Origin of the sequence: Megasphaera sp. MJR8396C (assembly GCF_001546855.1) — a bacterium.
Classification (GTDB): domain Bacteria; phylum Bacillota; class Negativicutes; order Veillonellales; family Megasphaeraceae; genus Megasphaera.
Window position 1 is genome coordinate 58,630 of record NZ_KQ958176.1, and the last position, 14,742, is coordinate 73,371.

At 55.6% G+C, this 14,742-nt stretch carries 14 protein-coding genes and 1 riboswitch; of the genes, 13 read left to right on the plus strand and 1 reads right to left on the minus strand.

The annotated features are described in order from the left end of the window. Positions 1–6: 6 nt before the first annotated feature. A complete protein-coding gene (locus tag HMPREF3201_RS05225) occupies positions 7–1,617 on the minus strand; it encodes a peptide chain release factor 3 (RefSeq protein WP_062412070.1) in 1,611 nt (536 codons plus the stop codon). A gap of 234 nt (positions 1,618–1,851) precedes the next feature. Here HMPREF3201_RS05225 and HMPREF3201_RS05230 point away from each other — a divergent pair, with 234 nt between their 5' ends. The 13 genes from HMPREF3201_RS05230 to cobD all read left to right on the plus strand — a co-directional run bounded on the left by HMPREF3201_RS05230 (position 1,852) and on the right by cobD (position 14,725). Continuing rightward, positions 1,852–2,289: an RrF2 family transcriptional regulator gene (locus tag HMPREF3201_RS05230; protein WP_062412071.1), complete on the plus strand. Its 438-nt coding sequence runs from the start codon at positions 1,852–1,854 to the stop codon at positions 2,287–2,289. Positions 2,290–2,335: 46 nt separating this feature from the next. Further along, on the plus strand, positions 2,336–2,800 hold the full coding sequence (locus tag HMPREF3201_RS05235) for a hypothetical protein (protein WP_062412072.1): 465 nt from the start codon (positions 2,336–2,338) through the stop codon (positions 2,798–2,800). A 143-nt stretch (positions 2,801–2,943) separates the two neighbouring features. After that, positions 2,944–3,762 carry a Cof-type HAD-IIB family hydrolase gene (locus HMPREF3201_RS05240; protein ID WP_062412073.1) on the plus strand — a complete coding sequence of 273 codons (819 nt, stop codon included), beginning with the start codon at positions 2,944–2,946 and terminating at the stop codon, positions 3,760–3,762. Between the two features lie 109 nt (positions 3,763–3,871). Further along, positions 3,872–5,383 carry a phosphohexomutase domain-containing protein gene (locus HMPREF3201_RS05245; protein WP_062412074.1) on the plus strand — a complete coding sequence of 504 codons (1,512 nt, stop codon included), beginning with the start codon at positions 3,872–3,874 and terminating at the stop codon, positions 5,381–5,383. Between the two features lie 86 nt (positions 5,384–5,469). Next, positions 5,470–5,547, plus strand: a riboswitch (ZMP/ZTP riboswitch). Between the two features lie 44 nt (positions 5,548–5,591). Next, on the plus strand, positions 5,592–7,271 hold the full coding sequence (locus HMPREF3201_RS05250) for a formate--tetrahydrofolate ligase (RefSeq protein ID WP_062412075.1): 1,680 nt from the start codon (positions 5,592–5,594) through the stop codon (positions 7,269–7,271). A 1-nt stretch (position 7,272) separates the two neighbouring features. Continuing rightward, on the plus strand, positions 7,273–7,893 hold the full coding sequence (locus tag HMPREF3201_RS05255; protein ID WP_062412076.1) for a cyclodeaminase/cyclohydrolase family protein: 621 nt from the start codon (positions 7,273–7,275) through the stop codon (positions 7,891–7,893). A 113-nt stretch (positions 7,894–8,006) separates the two neighbouring features. After that, positions 8,007–8,633 (plus strand): site-2 protease family protein, encoded by a 627-nt coding sequence (locus HMPREF3201_RS05260; RefSeq protein WP_062412077.1) that lies wholly within the window; start codon positions 8,007–8,009, stop codon positions 8,631–8,633. Between the two features lie 12 nt (positions 8,634–8,645). Then, positions 8,646–9,191 (plus strand): hypothetical protein, encoded by a 546-nt coding sequence (locus tag HMPREF3201_RS05265; RefSeq protein ID WP_062412078.1) that lies wholly within the window; start codon positions 8,646–8,648, stop codon positions 9,189–9,191. A 95-nt stretch (positions 9,192–9,286) separates the two neighbouring features. Next, complete coding sequence (htpX, locus tag HMPREF3201_RS05270) at positions 9,287–10,144, plus strand: zinc metalloprotease HtpX (RefSeq protein WP_062412079.1); 858 nt, start codon at positions 9,287–9,289, stop codon at positions 10,142–10,144. A gap of 137 nt (positions 10,145–10,281) precedes the next feature. Further along, complete coding sequence (locus HMPREF3201_RS05275) at positions 10,282–11,811, plus strand: cobyric acid synthase (RefSeq protein ID WP_062412080.1); 1,530 nt, start codon at positions 10,282–10,284, stop codon at positions 11,809–11,811. Next, positions 11,808–12,767: an adenosylcobinamide-phosphate synthase CbiB gene (gene cbiB, locus HMPREF3201_RS05280; protein ID WP_062412081.1), complete on the plus strand. Its 960-nt coding sequence runs from the start codon at positions 11,808–11,810 to the stop codon at positions 12,765–12,767. The genes HMPREF3201_RS05275 and cbiB overlap by 4 nt, the downstream gene beginning before the upstream one ends. After that, complete coding sequence (locus HMPREF3201_RS05285) at positions 12,758–13,615, plus strand: GHMP family kinase ATP-binding protein (RefSeq protein ID WP_062412082.1); 858 nt, start codon at positions 12,758–12,760, stop codon at positions 13,613–13,615. Before cbiB ends, HMPREF3201_RS05285 begins: the two co-directional genes overlap by 10 nt. A 6-nt stretch (positions 13,616–13,621) precedes the next feature. Next, entirely contained in the window at positions 13,622–14,725 is a 1,104-nt protein-coding gene (cobD, locus tag HMPREF3201_RS05290; protein ID WP_062412083.1) for a threonine-phosphate decarboxylase CobD, read from the plus strand. Positions 14,726–14,742 lie beyond the last annotated feature (17 nt).

A 14,742-nucleotide genomic window follows, 5' to 3' on the forward strand; every position in this document is an offset into this window, starting at 1 on the left:
TGTTTCTTATTCTTCTTCGTCGTCGATGGCCAGTTGGTCCGGCGTCGTGCAGAAGGTAAAGTCAGGATTTCGTTCGACGATCCAGTTGGCCTGCCATTCGTTGGTAATGAGCAGGACGACGCGCTGTTTATGGTCTTTGACGATCATGGCGCTGTCGATGTTCTTGAGGTCCTTGTAGTCGTTTCCGTTATCCTGGATCCAGCGGGCGACGGTGTAGGGCAGGCGGTTCATTTCCAGATCGACGCCGTATTCGTGCTTCAGCCGGTATTCGAGGACTTCGAACTGCAGTTGGCCGACGGCGCCGACAATGTAGCTTTCCATGGAGCCCAGGTTTTCATAGATCTGGACGGCCCCTTCCTGAGCTAACTGGGTCATGCCCTTTAAGAACTGCTTGCGCTTCATGGAGTCCTTGGCGCGGATGCGGGCGAAGAGTTCCGGCGGGAAGGTCGGGAAGTCTTTGAAAGTGACTTTCTTCTTGCCGTCGTAGAGGGTGTCGCCGACACCCATGGTGCCGTTGTCAAAGACGCCGATGATGTCACCGGGGTAGGCGTCTTCGATGATCGTCCGTTCCGTAGCCAGGAACTGTTGGGGCTGCATGAGCCGCAGGGTCTTGCCCGACTGGCGATGGGTGACCGACATGCCCTTTTCGAACTTGCCCGAGCAGATGCGCATGAAGACGATGCGGTCGTGGTGCTGGGGATTCATGTTGGCCTGGATCTTAAAGACGAAGGACGTGAACTGATCCGATGTCGGGTCGACGGAGCCTTCGAGGCATTTTCGCGGCTGCGGTTTCGGAGCCATGCGCAGGAATTCTTCGAGGAAGGGCTTGACGCCGAAGTTGGTCATGGCCGAGCCGAAGAACATCGGTGTCAGTTCGCCGCGCTTGACCTTTTCCATATCGAATTCGTCGCCGGCTTCGTCGAGGAGTTCGATGTCGTCGATGAGGCCCTGGTGGACGTCTTCGTCGAGGAGTTCTTTAAAGATCGGATCGTCGGCCGAGCCCTTGGTCGACGCCAGTTTGCGCTGGCCGTGGGTCGTGTCCTTTTCAAAGAGTTCGATGGACGACGAGGCCCGGTCGTAAATGCCCTGGTAGCTGCCGTTGAGGCCGATGGGCCAGTTCATGGGGTAGGCGTGGATGCCGAGGATGTCTTCGATTTCATCCATGAGGTCGAAGGGGTTGCGGCCGAAGTGGTCGATTTTATTGACAAAGGTAAAGATGGGGATGCCCCGTTCTTTACAGACGCGGAATAATTTCTTGGTCTGGGCTTCGACGCCTTTGGCGACGTCGATGAGCATGACGGCGCTGTCGGCGGCCATCAGCGTCCGGTACGTGTCTTCACTGAAGTCCTGATGGCCCGGCGTATCGAGGATGTTGATGTGATGGCCTTCATAGTCGAACTGCAGGACCGAGCTGGTAACCGAGATCCCACGCTGCTTTTCGATTTCCATCCAGTCCGAGACGGCGTGTTTGGCCGTTTTCCGGGCTTTGACGGAACCGGCCAGATGGATGGCACCTCCGTAGAGCAGTAATTTTTCAGTCAGCGTCGTCTTACCGGCATCGGGGTGAGAGATGATGGCAAAAGTACGGCGATTATTTACTTCATCGGTTAATGACATAATACACCTCATCTGTTGTTAAAGCTAAAATATGCAAGTACTCCTTATTATATAATTTTTTCCACGCACTGGCAAGATTCTATTATGCATAAAACGGGTCACTGGTGTGGTAACTTATGTTTTTTGTATACATGTGAATTTTTTATCAATTCTTATGAGTAAAGTATAGCCTTACACTTGATTTCAGGTTATAATAGACTTAATCCATAGAGAATAGAGAAGGAGCATGTTGAAGTGATAATAACAAGAGAAACTGACTATGCAATCCGTATTTTACGGGCCCTGGCTGATTGGGAACAGAAGAATATTCGGGAAATCAGCGATGAACAGATGATTCCCCGGCAGTTTGCCTACAAGATTTCCAAGAAGCTGGAACAGGCCGGATACATCGAGATTGTCCGCGGCGCCCAAGGCGGCTGCCGACTGGCAAAGGATCTGCATGAATTGAACCTGATGGACGTCATCACCGTGATGGATCGGGATAACATGATCATCAGCTGCCTCGACGGTAGTTTTGAATGCTTGTACCGCCGTCGTCACGGCTCCTGCCCGACCCACGACGCCTATGCGGCCATTCAGGACAAGCTGACCGATGATTTGTCGGCCATCCCCTTACAGGACATTATTTTTGCTCCTAAAGACGATTCGATCTCGGTGGAACAGGCAGAATAACCATAGCCGTTCGGCGGCTAACCTATTGATAGAAAAGGAATTTACCATGAAGAAAAAGCTTTTTTGCGTGACTTGTCTCTTACTTCTCCAGACGGCCTTCATTACGGCGCCTGTGTACCAGCCGGTCCAAGCTGCAAAAGGCGGTATCCGTATGTCGGCCCCTCGTTCGGCACCGGCTGCGCCGGCTCCTAAAGCGACGCCGAAAACCAATACCAATAACAACACTTCATCGGCACAATCCCAGACTCGGAATCAAAGCACAGCGCCTCGGACCAACACCAATACGACGACCAATCGCTCGTCAGCCTGGGGTGGGGCCATGCGCGGCATCGGCCTCTTTGCCGGGGGCATGTTCCTCGGCAGTATGCTGAGCAGCCTCTTTGGCCTGGGCAACTTTGGCTGGGCCGCTGATTTTCTCGGCCTATTGTTTAACGTCGTCCTCATCTATGTACTGTTTAAAGCCGTGTCGGCGGTCTGGCGGGCTATCCGCGACCGTAGGCATCGTTCATAAAAAAGGAAGGGCAGAGGCCCTTCCTTTTTGCGAATCATGGGACTAATTTTGTCCCTGGGGTAGCGAAAATGCCGGGAACATGATATGTTCAGAACGTAACGAATTATCTAAAATTATTAATATTTATTGAAGGAGAGAAGCCCATGAATAACTATAAAATCATTGCTTGTGACATGGATGAAACACTGCTCAGCAGCGACGCGACGATTTGTCAGCGCAATATCGAAGCCATTGCCAAGGCGGTCGAAAAGGGCGTCAAGTTCGTGCCCTGCACGGGTCGGGGCTTTCGCTCCATTGACGGCGTCTTGAAGACCCTCCATCTTTTTGAACAGCCTGACCAGTACGTCATCGGCTTTAACGGCGGCAACATCACCGAAAATAAGGGCAGCCGCTCGCTGTTCTGGGATCCCATTCCCTTTGACCTGGCCGATCAGATCTTCCGCAAGTGCTGCACCTATGGCCAGTGCCTGCACATCTATACGCGGGACGTCGTCTATATCACCAATATCACGCCTGACGAAGAAGCCTTTTTGAAGGGCCGCATGGGCTACGTTCCCTGTGAAGAACAGACCCTCGATTTCATTCGCGGCAAGGAAGAAGTATCGAAATTGATCCTGACCAATACGGACTACGACTATTTGGAAAAAGTCCATGCCGACATGAAGCCTCTCCTCGATGACATTACGGTCAGCTTCTCCAGCAACCGCTACATTGAATTCATGCATAAAGGCGTCAATAAGGGCGCCGGCCTCTTGAAATTAGCCGACATCCTCGGCGTGCGTCCCGAAGAAACGATGGCCATTGGCGACAATATCAACGATATCGATATGCTCAAAGCGGCCGGCCTTTCCATCGGCGTCCGCAACCTGAATCCGGCTATCCGTCAGTATTGCGACGTCGTGACCGATGCTACCAACAACGAAGGCGCCGTAGCCGAAGCCATCGAAAAATACGTCTTATAAGTGACCGGTCCCTGTATGCCTTGCAGGAGGGGCCAATTTTCAGTATGATAAAAGTAGATTACAGAAAGGAAAAGCTGTCTTACCGGGAACAGGCAGCAGGAACAGGCATATGAACTCTACCGAAGCAATCTTAAAATTACAGAATGGCAGTGACGTCCGCGGCATCGCCGTCGAAGGCGTCCCTGACGAAAAGGTCAATTTGACGCCCGAAGCCGTCAACCGCATCGCCGCCGGCTATGCTCAGTTTTTAGCCCAGAAGTTGGGCAAGAAGGAAGGGGACTTACGCATCGCCGTCGGCCACGATTCGCGCATCTCGGCGGACATGATGAAAGAAGCCGTCTTTGCCGGCCTCCTCGGCCGGGGCGTCCACGTCACCGACTGCGGCCTGGCTTCAACGCCGGCCATGTTCATGTCCATCATTTTTGAAGACACGGCCATGGACGGGGCCATCATGATCACCGCCAGCCATCTGCCGTATAACCGCAACGGCCTCAAATTCTTTACGGAAAACGGCGGCCTTGAAAAGAAAGAAGTCAAAGAAGTCCTGACCCTGGCCTCGAAGCTTTCGGCAACGGCCGTATCGACGGCAGCCATCGCCTCGTTGGACCTCATCGAACGCTACGCCCTGCACCTGCGCCAGAAAATCTGCGCCGGCCTCCGCTCGGGCATGTACGATCGTCCCTTGGAAGGGATGCACATCGTCGTCGACGCCGGCAACGGCAGCGGCGGTTTCTTTGCGAAAAAAGTTTTGGCTCCGCTCGGCGCCGATACGACGGGCAGCCAGTTCCTCGAACCGGACGGCCATTTCCCGAACCATATCCCCAATCCGGAAAACAAAGAAGCTATGGCTTCCATCCGTAAAGCCGTCCTCGACAATCAGGCCGACTTGGGCCTCATCTTCGACACTGACGTCGACCGCATGAGCGCCGTATTGCCAAGTGGCGAAGAAATCAACCGCAACGCCCTCATCGCCATGATGGCCGCCATTTTGGCCCCCGACTACCCGGGCAGCACCATCATTACCGACTCGGTCACGTCCGATGAATTGACGACCTTCCTCGAAGACGAACTGCACCTCGTCCATCACCGCTACATGCGGGGCTATAAGAACGTCATCGACGAATGCATCCGCCTCAATAAAGCCGGTACCGTATCGCCCCTGGCCATTGAAACGTCAGGTCACGGCGCCTTAAGTGAAAACTACTACCTCGACGACGGCGCTTATTTGGCCGTCAAACTCCTCATCGCTGCCGCCAAAGCCAAGAAGGCCGGAAAGCCCTTAGGCGACCTCATTGCGGCCCTCGGCCAGCCTGCCGAAGGCGTGGAATATCGCCTCAAGATCAGCGGCGACAGCGACGTTCAGGCCTATGGTGCCGACGTCTTAAAAGCCTTTGAACAGCGGGCTGAAGAAAAGGGCATCTCCATTGCCAAACCGTCTTATGAAGGCGTCCGCCTCGTATTCCCCGGCGGCTGGGCCCTTCTTCGCATGTCCCTCCACGACCCCAATATGCCCCTTAACATCGAAAGCAAAGCCGTCGGCGGCTGCGAAGCCATTGCCAAAGACGTGAAAGCTCTGCTGGCCGGTTTTGACCGCCTGAATATCACCGTCCTTCCCGACTAAGGGGACGGCGTCTCGGCAGCGCGTCCATTCTTATCGTACACGAAAACAGCCCTTGACGACGAGGGCTGTTTTTTTGTATAATAAATGCACAATCATGTGACTGACGGAAGTGGAGTTACCACGGGGAGCATGATTTCTTGAAGCCGACCGTCTGGGCAACTTACCAGCGGAGCGGCCTTTTTTTATGCAGCGGACAGGAGTGACTACCATGGCAAAGGTATTAAGCGATATCGAAATTGCACAGCAGACGACATTAGAACCGATTACGACCATTGCAAAGAAGGTCGGATTGACGGACGACGATTTGGAACTCTACGGCAAATACAAGGCCAAGATTTCCTTTGACGCCATCAAGCGCCTTTCGAAAGAAAAAGACGGCAAGCTCGTATTGGTTACGGCCATTACGCCGACGCCGGCCGGCGAAGGCAAGACCTTGACGACCATCGGCCTGGCACAGGCGTTGAATTACATGGGCCATAAGGCTGTCGTCGCCCTGCGCGAACCGTCCCTCGGGCCTGTCTTTGGCATCAAAGGCGGCGCTGCCGGCGGCGGCTATTCCCAGGTCCTGCCCATGGAAGACATCAACCTCCATTTCACCGGTGACATGCACGCCATCACGGCGGCCAACAACCTCTTGGCAGCGGCCATCGACAACCACGTCCATCAGGGTAACCAGCTTCGCATCGACGTGCGCCGCATCATCTGGAAGCGGGTCATGGACATGAACGACCGGGCCCTTCGCAACCTCGTCGTCGGCATGGGCGGCAAGGTCTGCGGCTTCCCCCGGGAAGACCACTTCATGATCACCGTCGCTTCGGAAATCATGGCAGCCTTGTGCCTGGCCAGTGACCTCATGGACCTCAAGAAACGGATGGGGGACATCACCGTCGCCTACGACCTTGACGGCAACCTGGTCACGGCCCGTCAGCTCGGCGTCGAAGGCGCCATGGCCATCCTCATGAAAGATGCCATCAAACCGAATCTGGTCCAGACGATTGAACACACGCCGGCCCTCGTTCACGGCGGTCCCTTTGCCAACATCGCCCACGGCTGCAACTCCGTCGTCGCCACCAAACTGGCCATGAAGATGGGGGACATCGCCGTCACCGAAGCCGGTTTCGGTGCCGACCTCGGCGCTGAAAAGTTCATGGACATCAAGTGCCGCTTTGCCGGGATCAAACCCGATGCCGTGGTTATCGTCGCTACCGTCCGGGCCCTCAAGATGCACGGCGGTGTCGATAAGAAGAATTTACAGGAAGAAAACGTCGAAGCCTTGAAGAAGGGCTTTGAAAACCTCGCCAAACACATCGAAAACATGCGCCTCTTCGACGTTCCCGTCGTCGTCGGCATCAATAAATTCATCAGCGATACCGACGCTGAAATCAAGGCTCTTCGCGACCTCTGCGCCGACTACGGCGTCGAAGCAGCTCTCAATAACTGCTGGGCCGAAGGCGGCAAGGGCGGCGTCGAAATGGGCGAAAAAGTCCTCCAGATGCTGGAACAGCCCAAGACGCCGTACAAACCGATTTACGACGTCAATGCCTCCATTCCGGAAAAACTGACGGCCATCGTCCAGAAAGTCTACGGCGGCGACGGCGTCGTCTTTGAAGGCAATGCCAAGAAACAGATCCAGGAACTGGAAGCCTTCGGTCTCGACCACATGCCGATCTGCGTGGCCAAGACCCAGTACTCCCTGTCGGACAATCCGGCCCTCCTCGGTGCACCCAAGGGCTTTACGGTCACCGTCAAAGACGTCCGCGTCTGCACCGGTGCCGGATTCATCGTCTGCCAGACGAGCAATATCATGACCATGCCGGGCCTGCCGAAGGTCCCGGCGGCCAACCGCATGGACATCGACGAAAACGGCGTCATCACAGGTCTTTTCTAAGATGGATTATAATCAATTCCAATCGATGCCCCTCGACGAGCTCCTGACCGTGACGGCGTCTAAGGAGCCCATTCCCGGCGGCGGCGGCATCGCTGCCATGACGGCTGCATCGGCAGCAGCCTTAGTCGAAATGGTGGCCAACCTGACCATCGGCAAAAAAGGGTATGAAGAAATCGAAAAGCTCATGATCTCCATTCGCGACAAGGCGCAAAGCCTTCGTCAGCGCTATCTCGACGGCATCGCCGAAGACGCGGCGGCCTTCGACAACGTCATCCGTTCCGTCCGCCTGCCCAAGGACACGCCCGATCGAACGGCCATCGTACAGCAGGCCTTTAAGGATGCGGCGACGTCGCCCTTTGAACTGGGGAAGGACATCTTTGCCCTTCTGCAGCTGGCCGAACAAGCCGTCCGCTACGGCAACGCCTGGGTCATCACCGACGGAGCCATCGCTGCCATGAACGCCCGGGCCGCCATGCGCTCGGCCTTCTACAGCGTCCGCATCAACCTGCGGTCCATTACCGACGAGGCCTTCGTGGCCCGGATGATCGCCCAGATTCGCGAAATCGAAGAAAAAGCCGTCATCGTCGAACAGAATGTAGAATACGAATATCGTCAGCGGTAATCAAAATAGAATAACCAGAGAGAGACTGTCGTACCCCCTGTGCGGCAGCCTCTCTTGTTATATAGGGCAAGATACCGTATAATATAAAGTATACGAAAGGAGAATAGAATACAATGTTTGACTTCAATATACTCGCGATTATCGCCGGCATTCCCGGCCTGCTCATTGCCCTGGTCATTCACGAATATGCCCACGCCCAAGTTGCAGACTGGATGGGCGATGATACGCCGCGGATGATGGGGCGCCTGACCTTAAATCCCGTAGCCCATATCGATCCTGTCGGCCTGATCATGCTCCTCGTCGCCCGCTTCGGCTGGGCCAAGCCGGTCATGATCAATCCCGGCAACTTCCGCAACTGGCGAAAAGGGGAGGTCTGCGTCGCCTTAGCCGGTCCCGTATCCAATTTGATCACGGCTTTTGTGGCCCTCGTCGTCCAACTGGTATTTGCCAAACTCCAGCTCTTTTCGTCGACGGCCCTGCCCATGGTGCTGCAGCTCATCGTCTTGTACAACGTCAACTTCGCCATCTTCAACATGCTGCCCCTGCCGCCCCTCGACGGCTCGCGGGTCCTGATGTGCTTCTTGCCGACGGAATGGACGTATAAGCTGGCCAGCATCGAACGCTACAGCTTTTTGATCCTCATCGCCTTGATGATGACGCCGTTTTTCACCTATATTTTAATTCCCTTGCAGCGCCTGGTCTTTACGCTATTCTCGCTGCTCTTGGCTCCCTTTTGGTAAGGAGGGGTTACTATGATGTATAAGAAAATGATCGCTGCCGGTTTATTGTGGACGGCCCTGACGGCCTCGGCCGGCGCCTTTGACTATAACCAGTCTGTCGATGAAATCGCGGCCAATCCTTTGACGGCCTATCAGACCGTGTATCTCGGCATGCCGAGAGCCGACTTTGACGGCAACTTCTCGGTCTTGTCGGACTGGACCTTCTACGGCAGCACCGTGTCCTTTACGGAAAAGGCCGAACGGACGTCTGTCGAAAAAGGGATTTCCGTCACCGAAGGCATTGAAATCTTTTCCGCCGATACGTCGGCCAAGGGAAAGGTCTTAGCCTTTGACAACTACTTCAAGACCAAGGACAAGGCGACGGCCAAGTCGATTTACAGCCGCCTGGTGGCGACGATTTATTCCAATATGGAAAACTTCCCGGTCAAACAGAGCGACAAAGAAGTCGAATGGAAACAGGACGACGTCTCGATCACCGTCGCCTTTGACGGCCAGAAGGACCGTAACGGCGACTACATCGTCTACATCCGCCGCTACAACAATAAAATCCTGAAATAAGCCCTTTGTTGACAATGAACCTGAGAACGTATATAATAAGGTCATGATATATTTAACCTTTTGACCTTTAGATTTTTTTGAAGAGGGTGAGCTTTATGAACAGTGTGAAAACGGTATTCCTCATGACGGCCCTGGCCTGTATCCTCATGGCCCTGGGCGGCATCTTCGGCGGCCGCAACGGCGTCATGATTATGTTTATTATCGCCATGGGTATGAATTTCTTTTCCTATTGGTTCAGCGATACCATGGTACTTAGGGCTTACAAGGCCCAACAAGTCGGAGAGGACCACTATCTGTACCGCATCGTAGCCGATCTCGCGCAGCGGGCCGATCTGCCCATGCCCAAGGTCTACATCATCCCGACCGATGTGCCCAATGCCTTTGCGACCGGACGAAATCCGTCCCACGCAGCCGTGGCTGCGACGGAAGGCATCCTGCGCCTCCTCGATGAAGATGAAATCCGCGGCGTCCTGGCCCATGAAATGAGCCACGTCCTTCACCGCGACATCCTCATCAGCACCATCGTCGCCAGCTTTGCCAGCGCCATTGCCATGATCGCCAATATGGCCCAGTGGGCCGCTATCTTCGGCGGCGGCCGCGATAACGACGGCGAAGGCGGCAATCCCATCGCCCTCATCGCGACAGCGCTCTTAGCGCCTCTGGCGGCGTCGGTCATCCAAATGGGTATCTCGCGGACGCGGGAATACATGGCCGATGAAGAAGGAGGCCGCATGATTGACGATCCCATCGCCCTGGCCCGTGCCCTGGCGAAAATCGACAACTACGCCCACTATCAGGTATTGCCCGGTGCTAGCAAGGCCACGGCCCACATGTGCATCATCAATCCCTTTGCCGGTGTCCGCGGCACGCTGATGAACCTGTTCAGCACTCACCCGCCCACAGAAGACCGCATTGCCCGTCTTGAAGACTTAGACAGAAAATTACACGGATAAGCTTACACAGCCGCTCCTCGGAAATTCTTTCCGGCGAGCGGCTTTTTCCGTTTTCCGGTGTTTGCATTTTTTTGCAGAAACGATATAATTAAACCATTGCAGCCATACCGTTTTTTTAGGACAGGAGGGGATAAGGGGTGGCACAATATATCATGCTGCAGGGGACGAGTTCTCATGTCGGCAAGAGCATCCTTACGACGGCATTATGCCGTATTTTTTTACAAGACGGGCAGCGCGTCGTGCCCTTTAAGGCCCAGAATATGGCCCTCAATTCTTATGTGACCGCCGATGGCCTGGAAATGGGCCGGGCTCAGGTCGCCCAGGCCGAAGCCGCGGGCTTACTTCCCATGGTCGACATGAATCCCGTCCTCTTGAAGCCGACGGGCAACGCCTGCTCCCAGGTCATCTTAAACGGCCGTCCCGTAGGCAACATGTCGGCCCGGGAATACCATAAGGGTTACGCCATCAAGGCCTTTGACGCCGTAAAAGAAGCCCTTTCGCGCCTCGATAAGGCCTATGACACGCTGGTCATCGAAGGGGCCGGAAGTCCTGCTGAAATCAACCTCAAAGACCATGACATCGTCAATATGCGCGTCGCCAAACACCTGGGCGCTCCGGTCCTCCTCGTGGCCGACATCGACCGCGGCGGATCCTTAGCGGCCTTGGTCGGGACCTTGGAACTTCTCGACGAAGAAGAGCGGGCTCACGTAAAGGGCCTGATCATCAATAAATTCCGCGGCGACGTATCCCTCTTTACGCCGGCCATCGACTTTTTGGAAGAAAAGACGGGAAAGCCCGTCTTAGGCGTCATCCCTTATATCGGCGACCTCGGCATCGACGACGAAGATTCCGTCTCCCTCGAAGAGAAGGGGACGGGACCCTCTTCCGATAAGGTCAACATCGCCGTCGTTCAGGTCCCCAAGATTTCCAATTTCACCGACTTTGACAGCCTGTCGCGAGAAAAGGATGCGGTCCTCTATTACGCCCGCCGGCCGGAAGAACTAGACGGCGCCGACGCCGTCATCCTGCCGGGAAGTAAGAATACGACAGAAGATTTATTATTCCTCAAAGAACAAGGCTGGGACAAGGCACTTGCGGCCTTTATGAAAAAGGGGAAACCGGTCATCGGCATCTGCGGCGGCTACCAGATGATGGGCGATGCCGTCGTCGATCCCGACGGCAGTGAATCGGACTTAGGATCCGTCGAAGGCCTGCACATCCTTCAGGGTACGACGACCTTTAATCGCGAGAAGCTGACCTTTCAGGTAACGGCCGAATGCCAAGACCTGCCCTTTGTTGGCGGTTCTATCGATGCCCGAAACTTGACGGGCTATGAGATCCACATGGGCCGGACGGACGCTACGGGAAACGACCTTCATCCCTTCGTCGTCACCCGCCGCTCCGAGAAACCCTGTGAGGTCACGGTCGGGGCTGCCCGCCGGGATGGCCTGGCCTGGGGTACCTACATTCACGGCATCTTTGATAACGACGACTTCCGCCGTCAATTTATAAACGGTCTGCGCCGCCAAAAGGGTTGGCAGGCCCTGCCCGTAAGCCTCCATTACCGGGAGGAAAAAGAAGAGAAATATGATAGACTGGCTGCCGTCGTGAGAGAAGCCCTCGACATGCCGACACTTACGCGCATTATAGAGGAGGGGATACGATGATTACGGTCATCACAGCCTTTATTATCGATTTTATTATCGGCGATCCACGGACGACGCTTCATCCCGTCGCCCGGATGGGGGCCTTTATCAGTATGCTTGAGAGACTTTTTTATAATGAAAAATCGTCGAAGTGGGAGCATTTCATCTTAGGCGGCCTGTTGGTATTCATCACCCTGTTATTTTTCTATAATCTGACCCTGGCCATCGTCCTGATCCTGGAATTTCTGCCTCACGAAGGGGCCAATTACGTCATCCAGGGCCTGATCCTGTCCTTTATGATCTGCCCTCACAGCCTGGCCAAGGCCGGCCGCGATATCTATAACTATCTCCTGCGCCACCACCTGCGCATGGCCCGCATCAAAGTCGGCCAGATCGTCGGCCGGGATACGAAGCACCTCGACAGTCCGGAAGTGACGAGAGCGACGGTGGAAACGATCGCTGAAAATACCGTCGATGGCATCATTTCGCCCTTATTTTTCTTCGCCCTCGGCGGATTGCCCCTGGCCGTCGTCTATCGGGCAGCCAACACCCTCGATTCCATGATCGGTTATAAGAACGACCGCTACCTCTATTTTGGCCGCGTCGCCGCCCGCGTCGACGACGTCTTAAACTACATCCCGGCAAGACTGACAGGCCTCTTATTGATCGCCGTCGCGGCCATCCTCGGTTACGACGCCAAACAGGCTTGGGCCATCATGCGCCGCGATGCGAAAAAGCACCCCAGCCCCAACGGCGGCTACGCCGAAGCGACGGTAGCCGGGGCCCTGGGCATCCGCCTCGGCGGTCACAACCGCTATTTTGGCAAGGACACCTTTCGGGAATACATGGGCGATGCCGGCCGCGAATTGGAACCGATCCATATCAAGCAGACCATTCGCCTGATGTACGGGTCGTCCCTTTTGGCAGGGGCCCTGACGGCCCTCTTGTCCTGGGCACGGTACGGCCTATGGAGCTGATCGTCCGCGTTCCCGGTTCCTGCGGTGAAATCATGCAGGGGTCTTGGCAGGGCGAGCCCTTTTTAGTGACCTGCCCCATCGACCGCTACAGTACGGTCACGATCCGGCCGGGGACGGGACAGCTCCTGGGCGGCGGGACGAAGGCCGAAACGGCTTTTGCCCTGGCCAAGACGTACTGTAGGGCAGCGAATCTAGCCTACGACTTCATCCTGACCTCAGCTCTTCCGCAAGGGAAGGGCATGGCCTCGAGTTCTGCCGATGTCTGCGCCGTCTTGGCGGCTGTGGGCCTCGTCTCGGGACGCCAGTTAAGTGAACAAGAGATTGGCCGCCTGGCCGCTTCTATCGAGCCGACCGACGGCATTTTTTGTCGGGGTTTGGCCGTCATCAACCCCGATACGGGCATCATCAAGACCGTCCTCGGGCCGGTTCCAAAGCTCTCCATCGCCGTCTTTGATGCCGGCGGCACGGTGGATACCGTCGCCTTCCATGAAAGGGGGCGGCGAGGGCTGTCCGATTCCAAGGCCATCGAAGCCGGCATGGCCCTCCTACAACAGCCTTTGACGCCGGAAAGGGTCGGCAAGGCGGCGACGTGCAGTGCCCTGGCCAACCAGGTCCTCCTCGAAAAGCCCAATTTTCCGGCCTTCGTCAAGGCGGCCTTTGAAAAGCCCGGCGTCGTCGGCGTCAATACGGCTCACAGCGGGACCGTTGCCGGCGTCTTTTTTACCGAAGGGGAAGGCCTTGATGTCGAAGAAGGCCTCGTCCGCCCTTTGGCCGCCGCCTTTCCCGGCTGGACTTACGTCGATACGGTCCATCTTCAAGAGGGCGGCATCTTTATGGAAAGGAGGTGATATGTTGTGATCAAACGATTTGAACATGGCGGCAACATTTATGAGGCCCCGCCGCCGGGGAAGGTCTGGCTCGATTTCAGTGCCAACATCAATCCCCTGGGGCTTTCGCCGGCCGTCAAAGAAGCCATGACGGCTCACATCGGCGACGTCGTCCACTATCCCGACCCCAAGGGGACGGCCCTTCGGGAAGCCCTTGGAAAAGCTTACGGCGTCAATCCCGATGCGCTCATCCTGGGAAATGGGGCAGCTGAACTCTTTTATCTCTATATGCATACCTTTCGCCCCCGTCGGGTACTCATTCCCGTTCCGTCTTTTAGTGAGTACGAACGGGCGGCCCGGGCCGGCGGGGCTGCCGTCGACTACTGCCATCTGCAGGCGAAAGAAAACTTTGCCTATCCCTGGGACACCTTGAGGCGGGCCTGCGGCCGTGTCGACTGCATCGTCATCGGCAACCCCAATAACCCGACAGGGACCCTGGCCTTAGCCGATGAACTGGAAGCCTTGGCAGCCCTTGCGGCACGGAAGGGGACGGACATCATCGTCGACGAGTCTTTTCTCGATTTTCTCCCATCGGAAGAGGCTTATTCCGTCCGTCGTCTGGCACAGAACATGGATTCCCTGTTCGTCATCCGGTCCCTGACCAAATTTTATGCCCTGCCGGGCCTGCGCCTTGGCTTTGGCGTGACGACGCCCTTTCGGCGGGGCCTCATGGAAGGCCATAAAGACGTCTGGAACGTCAACGTCCTGGCCCAGTATGCCGGCGTCGCCGCCTTGGGCGATGGGGAATACCAGGATGCGTCGCGCCGCCTCGTCGCCGCTGAAGGCATCCATCTGTATGAAGCCCTGCAAAACATGGCTGGCCTTGAAGTATTCCGGCCCTGCGTCAATTTCCTCCTATGGCGCCTGGTCGAGGAACACCTGGCCGAACCCTTGATCGCCGCCCTTCGGGGCGAGGGAATTTTGGTTCGCTCCTGTGCCAATTATGTCGGTTTATCGCCGTCATATATAAGGACAGCCGTCCGTTCTCCTTTGGACAACAAATCGTTTATACAGATTTTACAAGAAAAACTAACGAATTTACGGAAACTACAAAAAAATATTAAACGGTAGACATTTGTCTATTAGAA